General features: G+C 40.8%; 13 protein-coding genes. 6 read left to right on the top strand and 7 right to left on the bottom strand.

Features of this window, described 5'->3' with window-relative positions; translation table 11 throughout:
• Nucleotides 1-5 precede the first annotated feature (5 nt).
• On the bottom strand, nt 6-2,474 hold the full coding sequence (locus FCV43_RS01905) for an EAL domain-containing protein (protein WP_136993848.1): 2,469 nt from the start codon (nt 2,472-2,474) through the stop codon (nt 6-8).
• Between the two features lie 159 nt (nt 2,475-2,633).
• Here FCV43_RS01905 and FCV43_RS01900 point away from each other — a divergent pair, with 159 nt between their 5' ends.
• A complete protein-coding gene (locus tag FCV43_RS01900; RefSeq protein ID WP_136993847.1) occupies nt 2,634-2,987 on the top strand; it encodes a hypothetical protein in 354 nt (117 codons plus the stop codon).
• 76 nt (nt 2,988-3,063) lie between these two features.
• On the top strand, nt 3,064-3,663 hold the full coding sequence (locus FCV43_RS01895; RefSeq protein WP_017052743.1) for a thiol:disulfide interchange protein DsbA/DsbL: 600 nt from the start codon (nt 3,064-3,066) through the stop codon (nt 3,661-3,663).
• Nucleotides 3,664-3,844: 181 nt separating this feature from the next.
• Here the strand turns inward: FCV43_RS01895 and FCV43_RS01890 are convergent, their stop codons facing one another.
• The gene (locus FCV43_RS01890; RefSeq protein WP_017052744.1) at nt 3,845-4,069 is read right to left on the bottom strand and encodes a hypothetical protein; all 225 of its coding nucleotides are present in this window, start codon (nt 4,067-4,069) and stop codon (nt 3,845-3,847) included.
• A 199-nt stretch (nt 4,070-4,268) separates the two neighbouring features.
• On the opposite strand from FCV43_RS01890, the gene FCV43_RS01885 reads away from it, so the two are divergent.
• The gene (locus tag FCV43_RS01885) at nt 4,269-5,525 is read left to right on the top strand and encodes a leucine-rich repeat-containing protein kinase family protein (protein ID WP_136993846.1); all 1,257 of its coding nucleotides are present in this window, start codon (nt 4,269-4,271) and stop codon (nt 5,523-5,525) included.
• Nucleotides 5,526-5,610: 85 nt separating this feature from the next.
• On the opposite strand, the gene FCV43_RS01880 is transcribed toward FCV43_RS01885, so the two are convergent.
• From FCV43_RS01880 to FCV43_RS01870, 3 genes are all read right to left on the bottom strand, one after another.
• Nucleotides 5,611-6,108 (bottom strand): porin family protein, encoded by a 498-nt coding sequence (locus FCV43_RS01880; RefSeq protein ID WP_017052746.1) that lies wholly within the window; start codon nt 6,106-6,108, stop codon nt 5,611-5,613.
• Nucleotides 6,109-6,210: 102 nt separating this feature from the next.
• Complete coding sequence (gene hrpA, locus FCV43_RS01875; protein WP_136993845.1) at nt 6,211-10,170, bottom strand: ATP-dependent RNA helicase HrpA; 3,960 nt, start codon at nt 10,168-10,170, stop codon at nt 6,211-6,213.
• A 170-nt stretch (nt 10,171-10,340) separates the two neighbouring features.
• On the bottom strand, nt 10,341-11,606 hold the full coding sequence (locus tag FCV43_RS01870) for a MipA/OmpV family protein (protein ID WP_240697110.1): 1,266 nt from the start codon (nt 11,604-11,606) through the stop codon (nt 10,341-10,343).
• Between the two features lie 181 nt (nt 11,607-11,787).
• Between FCV43_RS01870 and FCV43_RS01865 the strand changes: the two genes are divergently transcribed.
• The 3 genes from FCV43_RS01865 (at nt 11,788) to FCV43_RS01855 (ending at nt 14,796) form a co-directional block, all read left to right on the top strand.
• Entirely contained in the window at nt 11,788-12,156 is a 369-nt protein-coding gene (locus FCV43_RS01865) for a hypothetical protein (protein ID WP_136993843.1), read from the top strand.
• Nucleotides 12,157-12,265: 109 nt separating this feature from the next.
• Nucleotides 12,266-14,176: an alkaline phosphatase D family protein gene (locus tag FCV43_RS01860; RefSeq protein ID WP_136993842.1), complete on the top strand. Its 1,911-nt coding sequence runs from the start codon at nt 12,266-12,268 to the stop codon at nt 14,174-14,176.
• A 170-nt stretch (nt 14,177-14,346) separates the two neighbouring features.
• The gene (locus FCV43_RS01855) at nt 14,347-14,796 is read left to right on the top strand and encodes a TerB family tellurite resistance protein (protein ID WP_017052751.1); all 450 of its coding nucleotides are present in this window, start codon (nt 14,347-14,349) and stop codon (nt 14,794-14,796) included.
• A 101-nt stretch (nt 14,797-14,897) separates the two neighbouring features.
• Here the strand turns inward: FCV43_RS01855 and FCV43_RS01850 are convergent, their stop codons facing one another.
• Nucleotides 14,898-15,428, bottom strand: a complete 531-nt coding sequence (locus FCV43_RS01850) for a 3'-5' exonuclease (RefSeq protein WP_017052752.1) — start codon at nt 15,426-15,428, stop codon at nt 14,898-14,900.
• Nucleotides 15,429-15,531: 103 nt separating this feature from the next.
• On the bottom strand, nt 15,532-17,070 hold the full coding sequence (locus FCV43_RS01845; RefSeq protein WP_136993841.1) for a sensor domain-containing diguanylate cyclase: 1,539 nt from the start codon (nt 17,068-17,070) through the stop codon (nt 15,532-15,534).
• Nucleotides 17,071-17,188 lie beyond the last annotated feature (118 nt).

Below are 17,188 nucleotides of genomic sequence, written 5' to 3'. Positions count from 1 at the left end.
AATAATTAGCGAGAAATAAAATACCTTATGATGTCGGATTCATATAAAATACCTCTATACTCTCCTTCTGAGTCTACAAATACCCATGGAAAAGCCACTTCGCTATCAAGTAATGCCGCCAACTCATTTACATTCAGACTATCTTGCAACTGGGTGAACTTCACTTGCATCACTTGATTAATTGTTTTTCTCCAAATTTGAGACTCCTTCGTAGTTTCAAGATCGGTTCCCATCGTCAAGGTTAAATGTAGATTGAGAGAATCTTTGCCAACAATGCCTACGCATCGATTATCGATCACGACAGGAATATAAGGAATAGATTGTTCATTAATGTACTGAAATGCCAAAGACAATGGTTCTGATGGATGAATTCTTGGTGGACCGTTTCGTGATAGACCTAAGATAGTATCGTGTGACTGTTCACTCATAATCAACCCTACTTCTTTCAATTGATCCACATAGGGTTTTCCAGAATTAAACTCAAAAAATGGCTTAGGCTTTGAGAATAAAAAGCCTTGTACATTATCAACCTTTAAGTTTTGCAGTACTCTAAACTCGTGATAGTTCTCTACACCTTCCGCCACAACTTCAACGCCTAAAGTATGTGACAACTCAGTTATCATTTTTACAATATTGAATTTGTTCGAATGCAGATGAATATCAGATACAAATGCTTTGTCTATTTTCAAAAAATCAAACTGGCTATTACTCAAGTAACTAAAAGAGGAATACCCTGTACCAAAATCATCAATAGCAATGCTAACACCTAAATTTCGAAGCTCTTTAAGCGCATCAGACTGATTCGCCCCATTGTCAAAATAAGCACTCTCTGTCAATTCGACAGTGACACATTCAGGTTTTTTGGCATGAGTGCATATTAGCTCTGCCAAATTATTTAAAACCGAAACCGGTTCTCTTTGGGTGTTTAATGAGCAATTTAAGGTAAGGCCCACATGTTCACCAAACTGTTGGTGAATATCCTCTAGACGATCTAATGCGATCATACTAACTTGAGAATCTAGCTCATTAATTAAATCTAAATCTTCAGCGATATTAATCAGCTCTTGAACATTTGATTCCTCGTCAATACTAGGAAAACGACACAGTGCTTCAAACTTGGTTATTTCACCGCTCCTCGCATCCACGATAGGCTGATAATGAACTTCCAGACGCCGCTCTTGAATGGCTTGTAATACTCCATCCTCTAATCTTTTCTTCCTTTTAATCTCATTATGGATGGTACTGTGGTAGAAGCTAATATTGCGATCTTCTCCAGAGTGTCGTTCCAACATAGCTTGAGTTGCATGAGACAGTAATTGTGAGGCACTCTGGCTATCTAACCCTAAGATGGAGACACCAATACGCCCATTCATCACTCCGTCATATATTTCTTTTCGACTATTTAGCCTAATTTCTTGAAAAAAATCACGTAACGCAGAACGAACACACCTTGATTCAATACTTTCATACCTTGCCTGACAATCAATGCAAACCACAAATATTTGATCGCCTAAATACCCAATCGCTTGGCTAACATTACCTAAAGAGATGACTTCAGAAAATTCAACATGATCATTGTAACAATCACAGGCAAATTTCGGCTTAATAGTCAGTACAATTTTACTGTTCGCTTGATGATCTTTTCCACACAATTGACGTAACTGGTTAAGAAATTTATCTTTAGTAGGAAGCTTACTCGACAGTGCGAGTCCCCCTAGCTCATTTGTCGCAATTTGAGTTGTCTGTTTAGGTAGAGCGACTGTGAGCCCTAAATAATAGATCTCTCCTGGTGTTGCTTCTATCTTCTGTATTGTTAACTCTTGGGGGAATACTTGATTATGAGCATCACGAGTGAGCAAGGTCCCACTCCAAAAACCATTGGTATGGATTTGATGCCACATGTCGTCATAGAACTGATCCGAATACTTCCCAACGTTGAATATATTAGTTTTAACTCCAATTAGCGTTCCATGCTCAAACCCCATCTGGTTTTCATAATGTTGATTGCACGCAATAATTCGAGTTTCGCTGTCGGTGATCAAAACCCCATGGTGGCTATTTTCAAATAAGCTGCGAAATACGTTCGCGATCTGATGTTTTGAGGAGACAAGCATTACCGGGCGAACCGTTCCCTCGATTTGCCTTGGCTGAGTTAATTCAAAATAAAATTCAACATAAGCCAATATCGATTGGTTAGGAACGAAACAACAGCTGAAATGTTGTCTTTCACCAGACTTGATTGCTTGAAGAAATACGAGTTCTAACTCTTTTCTCTGCTCTTGAGTTATAAACTGCATGAAATCAGTGATGGTTACGATTGGTACTTTTAGATCAAGTAACGAGGCCAATGCGTCATAATCGTAGCTAAACTCTCGAGTATCAAGGTTGAGTGACCAATCAAGCATTGGGTATTTATTACCAAGCGAATTATTAATGGCATTTACCTCAGGTTTTATTTGGAGTTTCGAATTCATCCTCAAATCCACCTTATTTCATTGCAACCACACTTATAACATAGAATTTAGCGTACTCTCTTATCCCTGTCAGCATTCAAGTTAACAGTTTTTCATATAGGATGTGGAGTCGTGGTTTTATTATGTATAATTACCTTTCACTGGATATAAAGAACTCTCATGCCAAAGCTAATACATACAATTTGGATTACAACATTAGCCTTAGTGGCAATGTTGACCTCAAGCATGTTTAGCACTGCACTTGCGAACTCTGAAACCATCCATTTTTCAAACTCATTAGACAAATCATATTCAAGTTTCATTTCAGCATCGAACTGTCCTGAACACGATAAAATCAGTGATTCAACCTTAGAGCATCACTGCTGTGGTTCAATATGTCTTATTAAAATACCAAATTATCGAACCAATTCAGATTTATCACCTCGTAGTCACTCTTTGGCGTTAATTCCCAACGAGTTAAGTAAGAAAGCCGTACTCATAGCGAACTCTGTTTATCGCCCTCCAATTGTGTAATTTCTAACGTCAAACAAACAACATCTCTCAGCACTACAGGTTGAGATCTATTTAATTTTGTATGGAAATAATACACATGAATAAAATATTCACTCTTGTTGCCGCTCTATTTATGAGCATCTCTATCCAAGCTGCACAATTTTCTGAAGGCACGCACTACCAAGTTCTTGATGTCGAAAAAGCCACGAATCCAAAAGTAACGGAGTTTTTCTCATTTTACTGTCCGCATTGCTACAAATTCGAAGGCGTTATTGAACAGCTAAAATCTTCAATGCCTACCGAAGCCAAATTTGAAAAAGTGCATGTCGCTTTCATGGGCAGCAAAATGGCGGTTCCAATGGCGAAATCCTACGCAACAATGATTGCTCTGGGTGTCGAAGACAAGATGGTTGCGGCTATGTTTAAACAGATTCATGAACTCCGCCAAGCACCAAAAGATGAAGTTGCTCTGCGTCAGATCTTCATTGACTACGGTATTGATGCTGAAAAATATGATGCTGCTTACAATAGCTTTGCCGTAAATTCAATGCAGAAGCGTTTCGACAAACAATTTGAGGCAAGTACGCTAACAGGAGTTCCAGGGGTACTAGTTAACAACAAATATATCGTAAAGCCTGACAATATTAAGAGTTTCGAAGAGTACAACCAGTTAGTTAACTACCTTCTAACACTTTAATTTAAATGACAATAACAAGCCCTGGTGAATCACTGGGGCTTTTTTTTGGAAAATGAGATTGGTGAGAATTCATAAGAGAGCGGCTTCCAAAAATCGTGAAGCGGATTTGACTCGATAAATGATAAGAGCCACGCAATGTGGCTCTAGAAGTAACAATGTCGATGGTGTGTATTGAGCATACTTAGTGTTGAATGCCTGTTGGGTTAGAGGCAAATTCAACATGATCATAAATATCAGATAGAGCTTTAGGTTTTCTCACTCTATACCGACGCTTAGGTTTAGTTTCGACACTTTGTTGTTCTTCCTCAAGTGCAAGTTCATGCTCTTTAGCTGAATCAACAAACTCTGGATTAGCCAATGCTTCTTGGCGTAAACGATTTACACGGTCTAATGTATCCCACAACATACTGCACCTCCAAGCTAACTGTTTATATAAACAGTATAGAAGTAACGGTTAGTTAGTCAATAATAAACACTGTATCTTTACACAGTACCCATCCAGCGGTACTGCTATTAATTAAATTAGCATAAAGAAAAAAAAGAGCCAATACCCTACATACCAAGTAGAATACGATTTCATTATACAGGTCATATAGGAAAACGGTTTGCAAACGTTAGAACAGCTTAGAAAGGGACAACTACAAGGGATTACCCGCCTCCAATTATCGGAAGAGTTAAAAGAGTTCCCAATAGAGATCCTTGAATTAGCTGAAACATTGGAAATATTAGATCTCTCCAATAATCAACTGAGACAGTTGCCAAATGAGCTATCTCAACTCAAAAATCTACGAATTATCTTCGCTTCTAATAACCTGTTTACTGAGCTTCCAGAAGTATTAGGCCAATGCCCAAAGCTTGAAATGGTCGGATTTAAAGCGAATCAAATCAGCCATGTTCCTTCAAACTCCCTACCAGAAACACTTCGTTGGTTAATATTAACGGATAACAAGATCGCTGAATTGCCTGATAGCCTAGGTAATAAACCGAGACTTCAAAAACTCGCTTTGGCTGGAAATCAACTGACCTCGTTGCCAAAATCTGTGAATCAATTGAACGCATTAGAGTTGATCCGTTTATCCGCAAATGCACTAGCCGAGTTTCCTAAACAACTACTCGAACTTCCGCGTCTCGCTTGGATTGCATTTTCTGGAAACCCTTTTTGCCAACGAGAAAAAGAGTTCGAAACCGTTCCTCATGTCTCCTTTGAGGATCTGCAACTCAATCAAGTCTTAGGGCAAGGTGCGTCTGGCGTTATTTCTCATGCTGATTGGAAAAATACCTCCCTTGATCTGCCCGAAGAAGTTGCAGTGAAAGTATTTAAAGGGGAAATAACCAGCGATGGCTACCCAGAAGATGAATTGCAAGCGTGTCTACAGGCAGGAACACACAATAATCTCATCAAATCACTGGCTCAAATATCTGAACCAGCAGGCTTGGCTTTAGTTATGGAGTTGATTCCGAATAGTTTCTTCAATTTGGGTCTACCGCCTAGCTTACAATCTTGCACTCGCGATACGTTTGAAGATGGGCTTTCTCTTTCGATTGAAGAAATTTCTAAAACCGTCACTCAAATGACAGATGTTTTTCACCACCTACACCGCAACAAAGTTTGTCATGGTGATTTGTACGCCCATAACGTTTTGGTCAATGACTCAGCAGACATGATATTTGGGGATTTCGGCGCAGCGTCTGTTTATGGGTACTTACCGCTACCTCTGCAACAGGGTATTTTTAACATTGAATTAAGAGCATTAGGTTTCTTTATTGAAGACTTACTGTCAATCTGCGATCAGCACAGTTCCGTTTCAAAATGCAAAGAGTTTCAAGAGCTTGAACAACAAGCGAGACAATACATCAACTAGTCAGCTAATTAGTTCCTTAGTTATGCTTATAAAAAACGCCAGCATACTTGCTGGCGTTTTAATTCAATTTGAAGCAAATCAGGACTTATAAAAAGTGCAGTGTTGCATTAACAGTGAATGAACCGATATTGTCATGCTTCATTTTAAAGTTTTGGTAGCTAGCGCCAACTGAAAGAGGACCAAATACAAAGTATTCAGCACCAACTCCATACATGATATCAACATCATCTTCACTAAAGCTTGAATCACCTTTAAGTTCGTATGAATGTAGACCACCTTTCGCGTAGATATGCAAAGGACCAAGATCAATACTTGGTTTAACAGCAATGTAAGCCGTTGTCGCATCGACATTTTTACGGTCTGCGCCATCGTATGACACGCTATCGAAAGAGCCTAAGTTCCACAAACCAGCTTCAATACCAATGATTGGAAGAAAACCAGTGCCAACATGGACACCGTAAGCAGTATCGCTTTCACCATCAAAGTCAGATTGACCACCAGAAACGCCACCGTACAACCAAGAATCAGCCATTACTGACGTAGATGCACCGATCAAAGCTAGAGCTAATAGTGTCTTTTTCATGTTTAACCTTCTCATTTAACATGGCAGTTAATTTAAATGGCGACATTTTGCCACCTAACTGCCAATAAATTGTTATTAACTTATAGTATGCAATATCTATACCTAACAGGCATCAATCGCATTTTTAATTCGTTTATCTGAAACCGGATATGGGGTTCCTAACTGTTGTGCAAAATAACTTACACGAAGTTCTTCGATCATCCAACGCACTTCTTTTACATTATCTGGCACAGCAATCCCTTTCGGAATCTTATTCAACAACTCTTTGTAGTCATTAGTGATCGATTCAATTTTGAGCATATGCAAACGATCTTTATTCGGATCGATTGGCAATTTTTCCATTCGTCGCTCTATCGCTCTCATATAACGAAGAATATCCGGGAGACGCTTCCAACCACATTCGGTAGCAAAACCTTTAAAGATGAGGCTTTCTACTTGAGCTTTTACATCAGAAAGCGCAAATGCCATCGTGAAATCAACACGTCCTTTCAGCTTTTTATTAATACTAAACGCGGTCGTTAAAATCGTCTCAACCTGTTCAGCGACTGCAACAACGGTATCGCCAAGTTCCGCTCGAACATGTTCTTTTAGTTGTTCAAACTGAGTTGGCTCCCAAACGATGCCACCTTTCTCTTCAATTAACTTATCAATGCCACAAGCAATACAGTCATCAATCAGATCAAGTACTTTTCCATACGGGTTGAAGTACAAGCCAAGTTTCGATTTGTTAGGCAGATTCGAATGCAGATACTTAATCGGCGATGGAACATTCAGCAAAATAAGGCGACGTTGCCCCGCTCTCATTGCACTGATCTGCTCTTCTTCTGTCTCAAACAGTTTTATTTCAACACTGTCTTTAGTATCAACCAACGCCGGGAAAGCTTTAACATCAAAGCCGCCACGTTTTTGTTTGTATACTTTTGGCAGTTCACCAAAACTCCAAGTATGCAAACCTTGCTGCTCGATATCATCATCTGCAACTTGTGAAAGAGTCTGTTGAACTTTATCTTTCAGGCTCTCTTTGAGTTCATGCAGGTCTTTATTCTCTTTTAGCTTACGCTTGCGATGGTCGACTGCACGGAATGTCACCTTCAAGTGTTCAGGGATCTGCTCTAACTTCCAATCTTCCCGTAGTACTTCTACTCCCGTCATGCGACGAAGTTCTTTTTCCATAGAATCAAGAAGTGGTGCTTCCATTGGCGTCACGCGTGAAAGAAATGCATCCGCATAGTTAGGTGCAGGCACAAAGTTACGGCGTAGCGTTTTAGGTAGTGACTTAATTAAGCTCACCACCAATTCATGACGTAAACCCGGGATCTGCCAATCAAACCCAGCTTGACTCACTTGGTTCAAAATCGGCAGTGGTACGTGAACGGTTACCCCATCGGTATCGTCGCCGGGTTCAAATTGGTAGCTTAATTTCAGCTTTAATCCATCTTGATGCCAAAAATTAGGATAATCCAAATCAGTAACATGACTGGCATCGCCACGGAACAGCATCTCTTTTTCAAAATTAAGCAGTTCGCGGTTATCTTTACTCGCTTTTTTCCACCAACTATCAAAATGACGTCCAGACACCACTTCAGTACTGACTCGCTGATCGTAGAAATCAAACAGCTCATCGTCATCAATCAAAATATCGCGACGACGAGATTTATGTTCTAACTCTTCAACTTCAAGCAGCAGTTTACGGTTCTGTTTAAAGAAAGCGTGTTTCGTTTCCCACTCTCCTTCCACCAGCGCACTTCGAACAAAGATCTCGCGGCTGACTACCGGATCGATAGGGCCATAATTAACCTGACGCTTCGGAACGATTGGGATCCCATAAAGCATCACTTTTTCATGAGCCATAACCGCAGCTTGCTTTTTAGACCAGTGCGGTTCGCTGTAACTGCGTTTTATCAAGTGTTGAGCAATCGACTCCAGCCATTCTGGTTGGATTTTGGCAATAATCCGTCCCCACAACTTGGACGTTTCCACTAATTCAGCAGAGACAATCCATTTAGGCTGCTTTTTAAACAAACCAGACGCAGGGAAGATGTGAAAGCGAGCATTGCGCGCACCTTGGTATTCATTTTTCTCTTGATCTTTCATACCAATATGAGAAAGCAGACCCACCAACAAAGCGGTATGGATATTTTGATAACTACCCGGTTCACTATTTAGCTTAGTGTCCATTTCACGCATCGCTTGATGAATTTGAAAATAGACATCTTGCCACTCACGAATACGTAAATAGTTCAGGTAATCTTTTTTACATTGGTTGCGGAATTGATTACTTGAAAGCTCTTTTTGCTGGGTTTTAATATGTTCCCAAAGATTCACAAAAGTAATGAAATCCGAGTCTTCATCAAAGAAGCGTTTATGTTTTTCATCTGACGCTTGTTTTTTCTCTGATGGACGTTCGCGAGGATCTTGAATCGATAATGCCGATACAATAATCATCACTTCTTTCAGACAGCCATACTTTGGTGCTTCAATCACCATTCGTGCTAAACGCGGATCGATTGGCAATTTAGCCAGTTGACGACCAATTGGTGTTAACTGTTTCTTAGGATCTGAAGTCCCTTTCTTGACTGCTGCTTTGATCGCGCCTAGCTCTTCAAGAAGTTTGACACCATCTTGAATATTTCGCTGATCGGGCGCTTCAACAAATGGGAAGGCTTGAATATCACCTAGACCCAGCGCGGTCATTTGTAAGATAACTGACGCTAAGTTCGTTCTTAATATTTCAGGATCGGTAAACTCAGGGCGAGACAAGAAATCATCTTCTGAATAGAGACGAATACAAATACCTTCCGCTACACGACCACAACGACCTTTACGCTGGTTAGCACTCGCTTGAGAAATCGCTTCGATTGGTAGGCGCTGAACTTTGGTTCGATAACTGTAACGACTAATACGTGCAGTACCAGGGTCAATTACATAGCGAATGCCCGGAACGGTGAGTGACGTTTCTGCCACGTTGGTTGCGAGTACGATTCGACGACCAACATGAGATTGGAAAATCTTATTCTGCTCACCAGCAGACAAACGAGCATACAACGGCACAATTTCCGTATCACGTAAGTTACGTTTGTTTAATGCGTCTGCCGTATCACGAATTTCACGTTCGCCGTTCATGAAAATTAGGATATCACCTAAACCTTCATCACAAAGTTCATCAACCGCTTCAAAGATGCCTTCCATTTGGTCACGATCTTGATCGCTGCTCTCTTCACCACCCAATGGACGATAACGCGTGTCTACAGGGTAAGTTCGACCTGATACTTCAATGATCGGCGCTTTATTGAAGTGATTGGAAAAACGTTCAGGGTCGATGGTTGCTGATGTAATGATAATTTTTAGATCAGGACGACGAGGCAATAACTCTTTCAAGTAACCCATGATGAAATCGATGTTCAAGCTGCGTTCGTGCGCTTCATCGATAATAATGGTGTCGTATTGATTTAAATAACGGTCATGTTGGATCTCGGCCAGCAAGATACCGTCAGTCATCAATTTGATTTGAGTGTTATCTGAAATCTGGTCGTTAAATCGGACTTTATAACCAACAAATTCACCCAGTTGGCATTCCATCTCTTCAGCAATGCGGTTGGCAACCGAGCGTGCCGCTAAACGACGCGGCTGCGTATGACCAATCAAGCCATATTTACCACGACCAAGCTCACTACATATCTTTGGAATTTGGGTTGTTTTACCAGAACCTGTTTCACCTGCAATGATCACCACTTGGTTCTCAGCAATCGCTTTGGCAATGTCATCACGTTTTTGACTAACAGGAAGAATTTCTGGGTATTCAATGGTTGGCTGATGAGAAATACGGCTTTGCGCCACCATCATTGATTTGGCGATATCTAATGCAATCTCATCAAATACCGCATGTTTGGATTTTTCGTTCTTGATTCTACTCGCGCCAGAGATTCGCTTACCTAATCGGAAGCGATCGCGCATCATACATTCGCTCAATGCTTTGCGTAATGATGTTGCGTTATTGGTGGATGCTGACGGGCTATTTGATGCAGAAGGATTTTTTTCTGCTTTGGGCTGTGACGAGGTCAAAGCGTGTCCTATATCTACTAACTAAAAACTGGCAAAATTATATCACAGCCAAACTATAAACAATCATACGATAGCCCTTCAGCTCCAAATTAATCCAGTTACAAACCCAAAAAAGCGCGAATGTATTGAGCATTCACGCTTTTTTATAAGATTAAACGTCAAAAAAATAGCTAGAATTCATATTGAATGTAAATGGTATTGTAGTTGCTTCCGCCTTTAATTCGCCCAAATTGAGAGGCATTTTCAAAGATGGCGGAACGATGGTGCAGAGAATACCCAAACCAAACATTTTCTAGATCGGACTGGTTCACTGCGTCTCCAACATTAATATCAAATGAGAAGTCTAAATAGTTCAATAGATGACTCGCGGTATACCCTTTCTCATCCATCTCGGTCTGTTCGATATAGGTTATGCTGTCGATGTAAGATAAGCCCTCAGCAACACCAAAACGCCACTTAATAGGCCAATCAAACGTGTAGAACGCTTTTATTGCGGCGATGTATTCCGTACTACCAGACTGAACCTTCGACGACCAGTGATGCGCGATACCAGGTGTGAAATAGATATCAATTGGCACGCCAAACACTTCATCGGTCAACGGGTGACCATAAAAGACTGAAGTCAGTTGGTTATTATATTTATCTTTCTCGCTATTCAGCTTCATTATGTCGCCGATATTCGATGGCGTTGCCCAACCATGCGCGACTCGTAAATAAGGCTTATTGCTCAATTCCGGGTTTTTCGGTGCGGTTTTGTCGTTAAATAGTCCAAAACCTAGATAGAACTCACCTTGATAGCGGTCTTCAATAATCGATGAATTGAAAGCGTTGTCATCAAAGCGTGTGACACTGGTAGAACCGAGTAGATATAAATTTGAGATCACATGATATCGAATATCAATACCTAGATTGACATCAATTCCAGCGCCGATACTTTCACCAGTCACATCCTTAAATGCATAGTACTGACTGTTGAAATCAGCATCTTTATAACGAATCGTCGCTCTAGGAGATAGCTCCCAATCGCCAAATTCGTACTGACCGTTTAAGCGAAAATTGCTGTGGAAATGCAAGTCATCATCGGTCATCAATTCGCTATCAAAAGACCAAGTGTCATCAATTTTATATTGGAGTTGCACACCGAAGTCAGCGGTGTCGCCCTCATTGGCATTTTGTGCCGATTGTGGGATATCGATAAAACGCATACGAGTTAACGCACTCACCCGCCAATCAGATTCTTCACTATTATAAAGAAATACCCCGCCCTCAATACCATCGACAAAGACGTACTCATTCTCGAAAAACATCATAGGAACAAAGGTGCTGACGGTCTGGTCGCCTCCCGCTGTATCGAATGGGATACTGGTCGTGCGATACATCGCCGCAATTCCCCACTCTTGTTCTTCTGTACCCAAAGATGGGCAAGAAACCACCATCGCTAAGAGCGCGGTTAGGGCTCTACATTGATATTGTTTATGCATTATTCTTTTAAACCCTCGAACAAACAGCAGAATTCGTAATGATCCTTCAATTATTACCGATTTATACAATGTTTGCTTATGATTCAGTACGTTTCACCGTTACAATAAAGAATATTGTCCATCAGATGTAAGAAATGTGAAAGCTTCTGAATTAAAAAAAATCATCGAATCACTTCCTGAAGGTCACGACCCTGATATCGTTATGGGGGAAGAGTGGCTACCAGAAAGGCTCATTAATACTCAGTTAAATGAGAGTTTGTTATTTTTAGAGTTTGATAATGCTCCAGAAGAGACGCAGGGAGATGAAGAAGGCCGTGGGTTTGTTGAACATGAAATCAATATGCTACGCAGTCGATTCGAACAATTACTGGATGAATCTAGTGACACCAAAACAAAAGCAGACGCCATGCTCGCTTTATTTTTAATGGGACATGAACTTTCTAGTTCCGATGTAATCGAAATCCTTGAAGATCCCGATAACAACTTAACGCATGACAATGGCTAGTACGCTAATAGCTAGTACGCCAATAGCTAGAACGTCACTGGTTAGTATGGCAGTCATTAGTACCTAGGTTTGAGTATTCGACACCACCATTTTCATTTAGGAGTTCTGTTTGCCAAGCAAGACATCGACACTACCTTTCATTATTGCAGGGCCGATTTTACGCAAAACGACACCCTCTGAGATCACTTTATGGCTTGTTACCACTCAGCCACTGATTGGAAAATTCAATCTATATTACCCAGAGAACTCTACTCCTTTTTACTCTGCTCATGTCAGTACTGAAAGCCAGATCCAAATTGGTTCGAAAGCATGGGTTGTCCTCGCACACGTCAAAGGTCATTTCCCAACGGATACCGCTTTAGAGTATGACCTAATCACTCAAAATGGATCTTTAAGTCATACCTGTCCAACACTGTTGTACCCGAATGAATCTCGGGTCTCTTTCAGCATTAATAGCAAAGCCGATTATGTATTACATGGCTCTTGCCGTAACCCTCACCATTTTAGTCGAGACAGTTTAGTCGCTGCGAATTCAAAAGTAGCGACTCAAAGCATTGAAGATCGCCCTTCGCTTCTTATGATGAGTGGTGACCAGATCTACGCGGATCATGTTGCAGGGCCGATGCTAGATGCCATTCAGCAAGTAATTGGTTTACTTGGATTGCCTGACGAAAACCTAGCATGCGACATGGTGCCAGACAGCCAATCACTCTATTCCTGTGCTGAAAATTTTTACCATCGTGATGCCATACTTCCTCATTACATTAAAGAAGATGGCTTACTTGCGAAGTTTTTTCCTCACAAAGGGATCCCAATTTTCAGCTCGACTGAATGTGAAAACCATCTCATCACCTTCTCTGAATTTTTCGCCATGTATCTATTGGTTTGGTCTCCAACCTTATGGCAGCACGTTGACAGGGATAGGTTTCTAAACGCTAATTTCACTCAAGGTGGCCAGCAATTATCCCCTAAGTGGCAGCAAGTGTGGCGAGATGAAACAAAGCATATTGATAATTTCGTCTCAGGGCTGGGCCAAGTACAGCGTTTATTGGCACATATTCCCACTTATATGATTTTTGACGATCATGATATTACTGACGATTGGAATTTAACCGTCGGTTGGGAACATGCCGCTCAATCAAATCCTCTATCAAAACGGATTATCGGTAATGGGCTTATCAGCTATTGGTTATGCCAAGGCTGGGGAAATGCTCCTGAAAAGTTTTCGACGGATTTTATGGCCCACGCTCACCGTTTTTTCAATCAACCAAATGACCAATCTCAAGATGACTTCATTTACTATTTAGATCGTTTTGAACAATGGCATTATACCATCGACACTCAGCCTAAGATGGTCGTGTTAGATACCAGAACTCGTCGTTGGCGATCAGAATCTCGAATGAATAAACCATCAGGTTTAATGGATTGGGAAGCGCTCATTGAAATGCAACATGAACTCATGCACCAGCCAGCCGTGATATTAGTCTCTGCTGCGCCTATGTTTGGCGTGAAGTTCATCGAAGCACTACAAAAAGGCATGACCAATATCGGGCAACCACTTGTGATTGATGCTGAAAACTGGATGGCTCACCCCGGCAGCGCCAATACTCTGCTGAGTATATTTACTCATACAAAAACACCAACCAATTTCGTCATTCTCTCTGGTGATGTTCACTACTCTTTTGCCTATGACATTAAGCTTCGTTTTAGGAAGTCGAGCCCGAACATTTACCAGATAACCTGTAGCGGAATAAAGAATCAATTCCCTGCCACCCTACTCAAATTTTGCGATGGCATGGATAGGCTGCTCTACAGTCCGCGCTCTGTGCTCAACTGGTTTACAAAGCGAAAGCGACTAAAAATCACCAAACGTTCACCAGACTCACAACGTTATTATCGTTTAGTGAATCAGAGTGCCATCGGTGAATTAAAGCTGGATGCCGAAGGAAAGCCGAGCGACATATCCATACTAACTGGTGAAGGGAATCGGATCTCTTTTCCTCCGACAGATAATGGCTAACCGCGCCGAATATGACTGATACTCTAAAGTCAGAAAAAGGTAAAGTTTCGCAAAGTCCCTTGTGATTAAGCAAGATTGGCATTATTTATTAATAGAGCCCTTATTAACACTTAAAACAACAGAAGTCGTGAATGAACGGCTCACATTTATACTTTTTTGGAGCATTTACCATGTTTAATTCTCTCACCTCGCTTTTCAAACAACTTTTGGAAGGACAAGACCTTGGGAAGAATGCCAATGTCTCACCAAATTTAGCCATTGCATCACTACTTTGTGAAGTTGCAGGCGCGGATCATCAGATCAATGAAGCAGAACAACAAGCAAAACTCGGACTATTACAGCGTCTCGTTAACATTGATGCTCAGCAAGCCGCAGACCTGCTCGTAGAAGCGAACGAAAAAGTGAAGGAATCGGTCTCTTTATACGATTTCACATCACACTTAAGAGAGCTATCTCAAGAAAGACGTTTCGAATTAATCAAAGGAATGTGGGAAGTAGCGCATGCCGATGGGGAAATTGACCCGATAGAAGACTCGGTTATTCGCAAAGCAGCAGAATTACTTTACGTCGATCATAGCGAGTTTATTCGTGCGAAATTAGACGTGATTGGTAATAACTAATAGGTACTAAACACAATAGAAAATCATACCAACCTACAACGGAAAAGGCTCATATTGTAGGTTGGATAACGTCATTCAACATAGTCAAAGAGGGGTTTGGGCTAAAACATCGTTAACGCTAACTTTGCCAAGTTATACGCATCAACATAACCTGAATGTTGGCGACCTTCCCATTCAATATCTTTCGCTTCTTGCGCGGCTCTATGTCCAATTCGCTTCTCTTTCAAACGATTTTGCATTCGATACAAGGTCGCAAGGTTAATAAACTCACTAAATGGAGCATCTAACCCTTTGTCTTTGCACTCATTGAAAAGGATTTGATCATCTCTTCCCCATGATGCGTAAATTTTATTTGGGCCACCGAAATTCTTCAACATAGATTTTAAAACGTCAACCAGTGGGCGTCCTTGTTTCTCAATCTTACGTGGTGTAATTCCAGTTAACTCCGCACAAAACAGTGAGATTTCATCCTTTTCAGGTTTCACGTAATACTGCGCGCGTTTTACTATTTTACCTGTCGCAATGTCAATTTCAGCTAAGCCAATTTCGATAATTTCGCCCGTCGTTCCGACACCATCGTTGCTCCAGCAACACATCTCTAAGTCAAAACAAACAAGTCGGTTATGATTCATAATTGGCCTTTCTACTGCGTCTCGGAATTACGTTACTTTCATCGAAGACGGATTGTACCTGAGCCAAATGTAAACTTCGACCTCATGCGAGTTAAGTGCTCAATTAGGCTGCAACTGAGATACAATTTCGGCCATTTTCTTTGCTATGGTAAAGCTGACGATCGGCTTTGTGTAAAATATCTTCTAAACCTTCACCGGCATATCGCGCAGCGCCAATGCTGATCGTGCATGAAATCTCAATACCAGGAAAATACAACACACTCGACTCCACCGCTCGCCTTATGCTATCTAGATAATTCTTGAGTTCTTTCTCATCCGTCAACTGGCAAATAATGCTAAATTCATCACCTCCAACACGATAGAAACAATCCCCAGAATGCAGTTCTGATGTCACCGTATCTGAAACATGTATCAACATCTCATCGCCACACACATGCCCATGTTGATCATTAATAGATTTGAAATGATCGATATCAAAACTGACCAAACTGAAAGACTCTTTACGTTTCAGCATTTTCTTAATGTATCGATTGAACGCACGACGATTGAGCAAGCCGGTTAAACTGTCATGCTCAACAAGGAACTGAAGCTCTTTCGTTCGCTCTTTTAACATCATTGAGAGACGCTCTCTTTCTCTCGATTGTAGGCTACCAATATGAGCTAAAAGCAACGAAATCGTTAAGCCCCCAAAAAATATACCCACTAGGACAACAGCATCGCTAATGGTAATTTTGCTTGGAAGTTGGAACTCAACAACCCATTCACGGTTATAAAGAGGAATTGATTTGCGGATCACATTGTCTTCAGCCGGGTCCCAACTCTTACTTTCGTACATAATTGGCGCATCATCAGACTCAAAACCGACATCAGTGACACGTATTCTCAACCAGTGGTCAGAATCAATACGATGGACAAGGTGTTCAAAATACGGTGTCGTTCTAATGACTCCAATCACGACGCCCAATAAATCAAATGTCCCAATTTCGAAAACAGGAAAATAGACCAACATGCCATTTTTAGGCGCTGACTTATCAAAACTATCTTGTATTAATCTTACTTTATCTGAGATGTTTGGCTCACCCGCTTGACTGATTCCATCTAAAATCAGCTCAAAGCGTTTACGAGAAGGATAGAAACCAAGTAAACGTGCGTTTTCTCTTGTTCTTGGGTAGATATCCGTTGCAACATAGATTGGAGCGTTGTCCTCCAAAATATAACCATGAGTGACATCGCCATCCTTAGGTATTGTGTAGATACCAAATCCAGGAAATGTCTTCCCAACACGATCAACATGCTTTTCAATATCGTCAACTTCCACTTTTTCCATCCACTGTAAACCAATAAGGCTTTCAGAGTTTGCAATGGTATGTTTGGCAAAGATCGAAAATTTATCCCAATCACTTCTATCATTAGCACTGAAAAATATTGCACTTGAGGCAATGTGTTGAATATCATTTTTTACAACGAACTGTAGAGACTGCACATGCCTTTCTGCTGCATCATTGAACGACGCTAGACGGTAAAATGTCTGCGCTTTATAACTTACAAATACACACACCAAAGTTACACTCATCGCGAGAATAAAAACAATCGTGCTAGATGAAAGTTTAGATAAAGAAAATATGTTGTTCCGACTGCTCATTTCACCACCCAAAATAGGCAAAAAATTAACTACAAACTATTTATAGTAAAAACTGAGTTGTTATTCTTAAAATTATTCTATTTATATAACTGTCATTATATATGGGAATGCTTCAAAG

The sequence above is a fragment of the Vibrio genomosp. F6 genome (genome assembly GCF_005146325.1).
Classification (GTDB): Bacteria; Pseudomonadota; Gammaproteobacteria; order Enterobacterales; family Vibrionaceae; genus Vibrio; species Vibrio cortegadensis.
Note: the sequence above shows the minus strand (reverse complement) of the source record. Positions and strands in the feature narration are given on the sequence as shown.

Coding starts and splice junctions, on each gene's coding strand:
- FCV43_RS01905 (WP_136993848.1), bottom strand. CDS start 2,474: ATGAATTCGAAACTCCAAATAAAACCTGAGGTAAATGCCATTAATAAT.
- FCV43_RS01900 (WP_136993847.1), top strand. CDS start 2,634: ATGCCAAAGCTAATACATACAATTTGGATTACAACATTAGCCTTAGTG.
- FCV43_RS01895 (WP_017052743.1), top strand. CDS start 3,064: ATGAATAAAATATTCACTCTTGTTGCCGCTCTATTTATGAGCATCTCT.
- FCV43_RS01890 (WP_017052744.1), bottom strand. CDS start 4,069: ATGTTGTGGGATACATTAGACCGTGTAAATCGTTTACGCCAAGAAGCA.
- FCV43_RS01880 (WP_017052746.1), bottom strand. CDS start 6,108: ATGAAAAAGACACTATTAGCTCTAGCTTTGATCGGTGCATCTACGTCA.
- FCV43_RS01870 (WP_240697110.1), bottom strand. CDS start 11,606: ATGGTGGTTTCTTGCCCATCTTTGGGTACAGAAGAACAAGAGTGGGGA.
- FCV43_RS01855 (WP_017052751.1), top strand. CDS start 14,347: ATGTTTAATTCTCTCACCTCGCTTTTCAAACAACTTTTGGAAGGACAA.
- FCV43_RS01850 (WP_017052752.1), bottom strand. CDS start 15,428: ATGAATCATAACCGACTTGTTTGTTTTGACTTAGAGATGTGTTGCTGG.
- FCV43_RS01845 (WP_136993841.1), bottom strand. CDS start 17,070: ATGAGCAGTCGGAACAACATATTTTCTTTATCTAAACTTTCATCTAGC.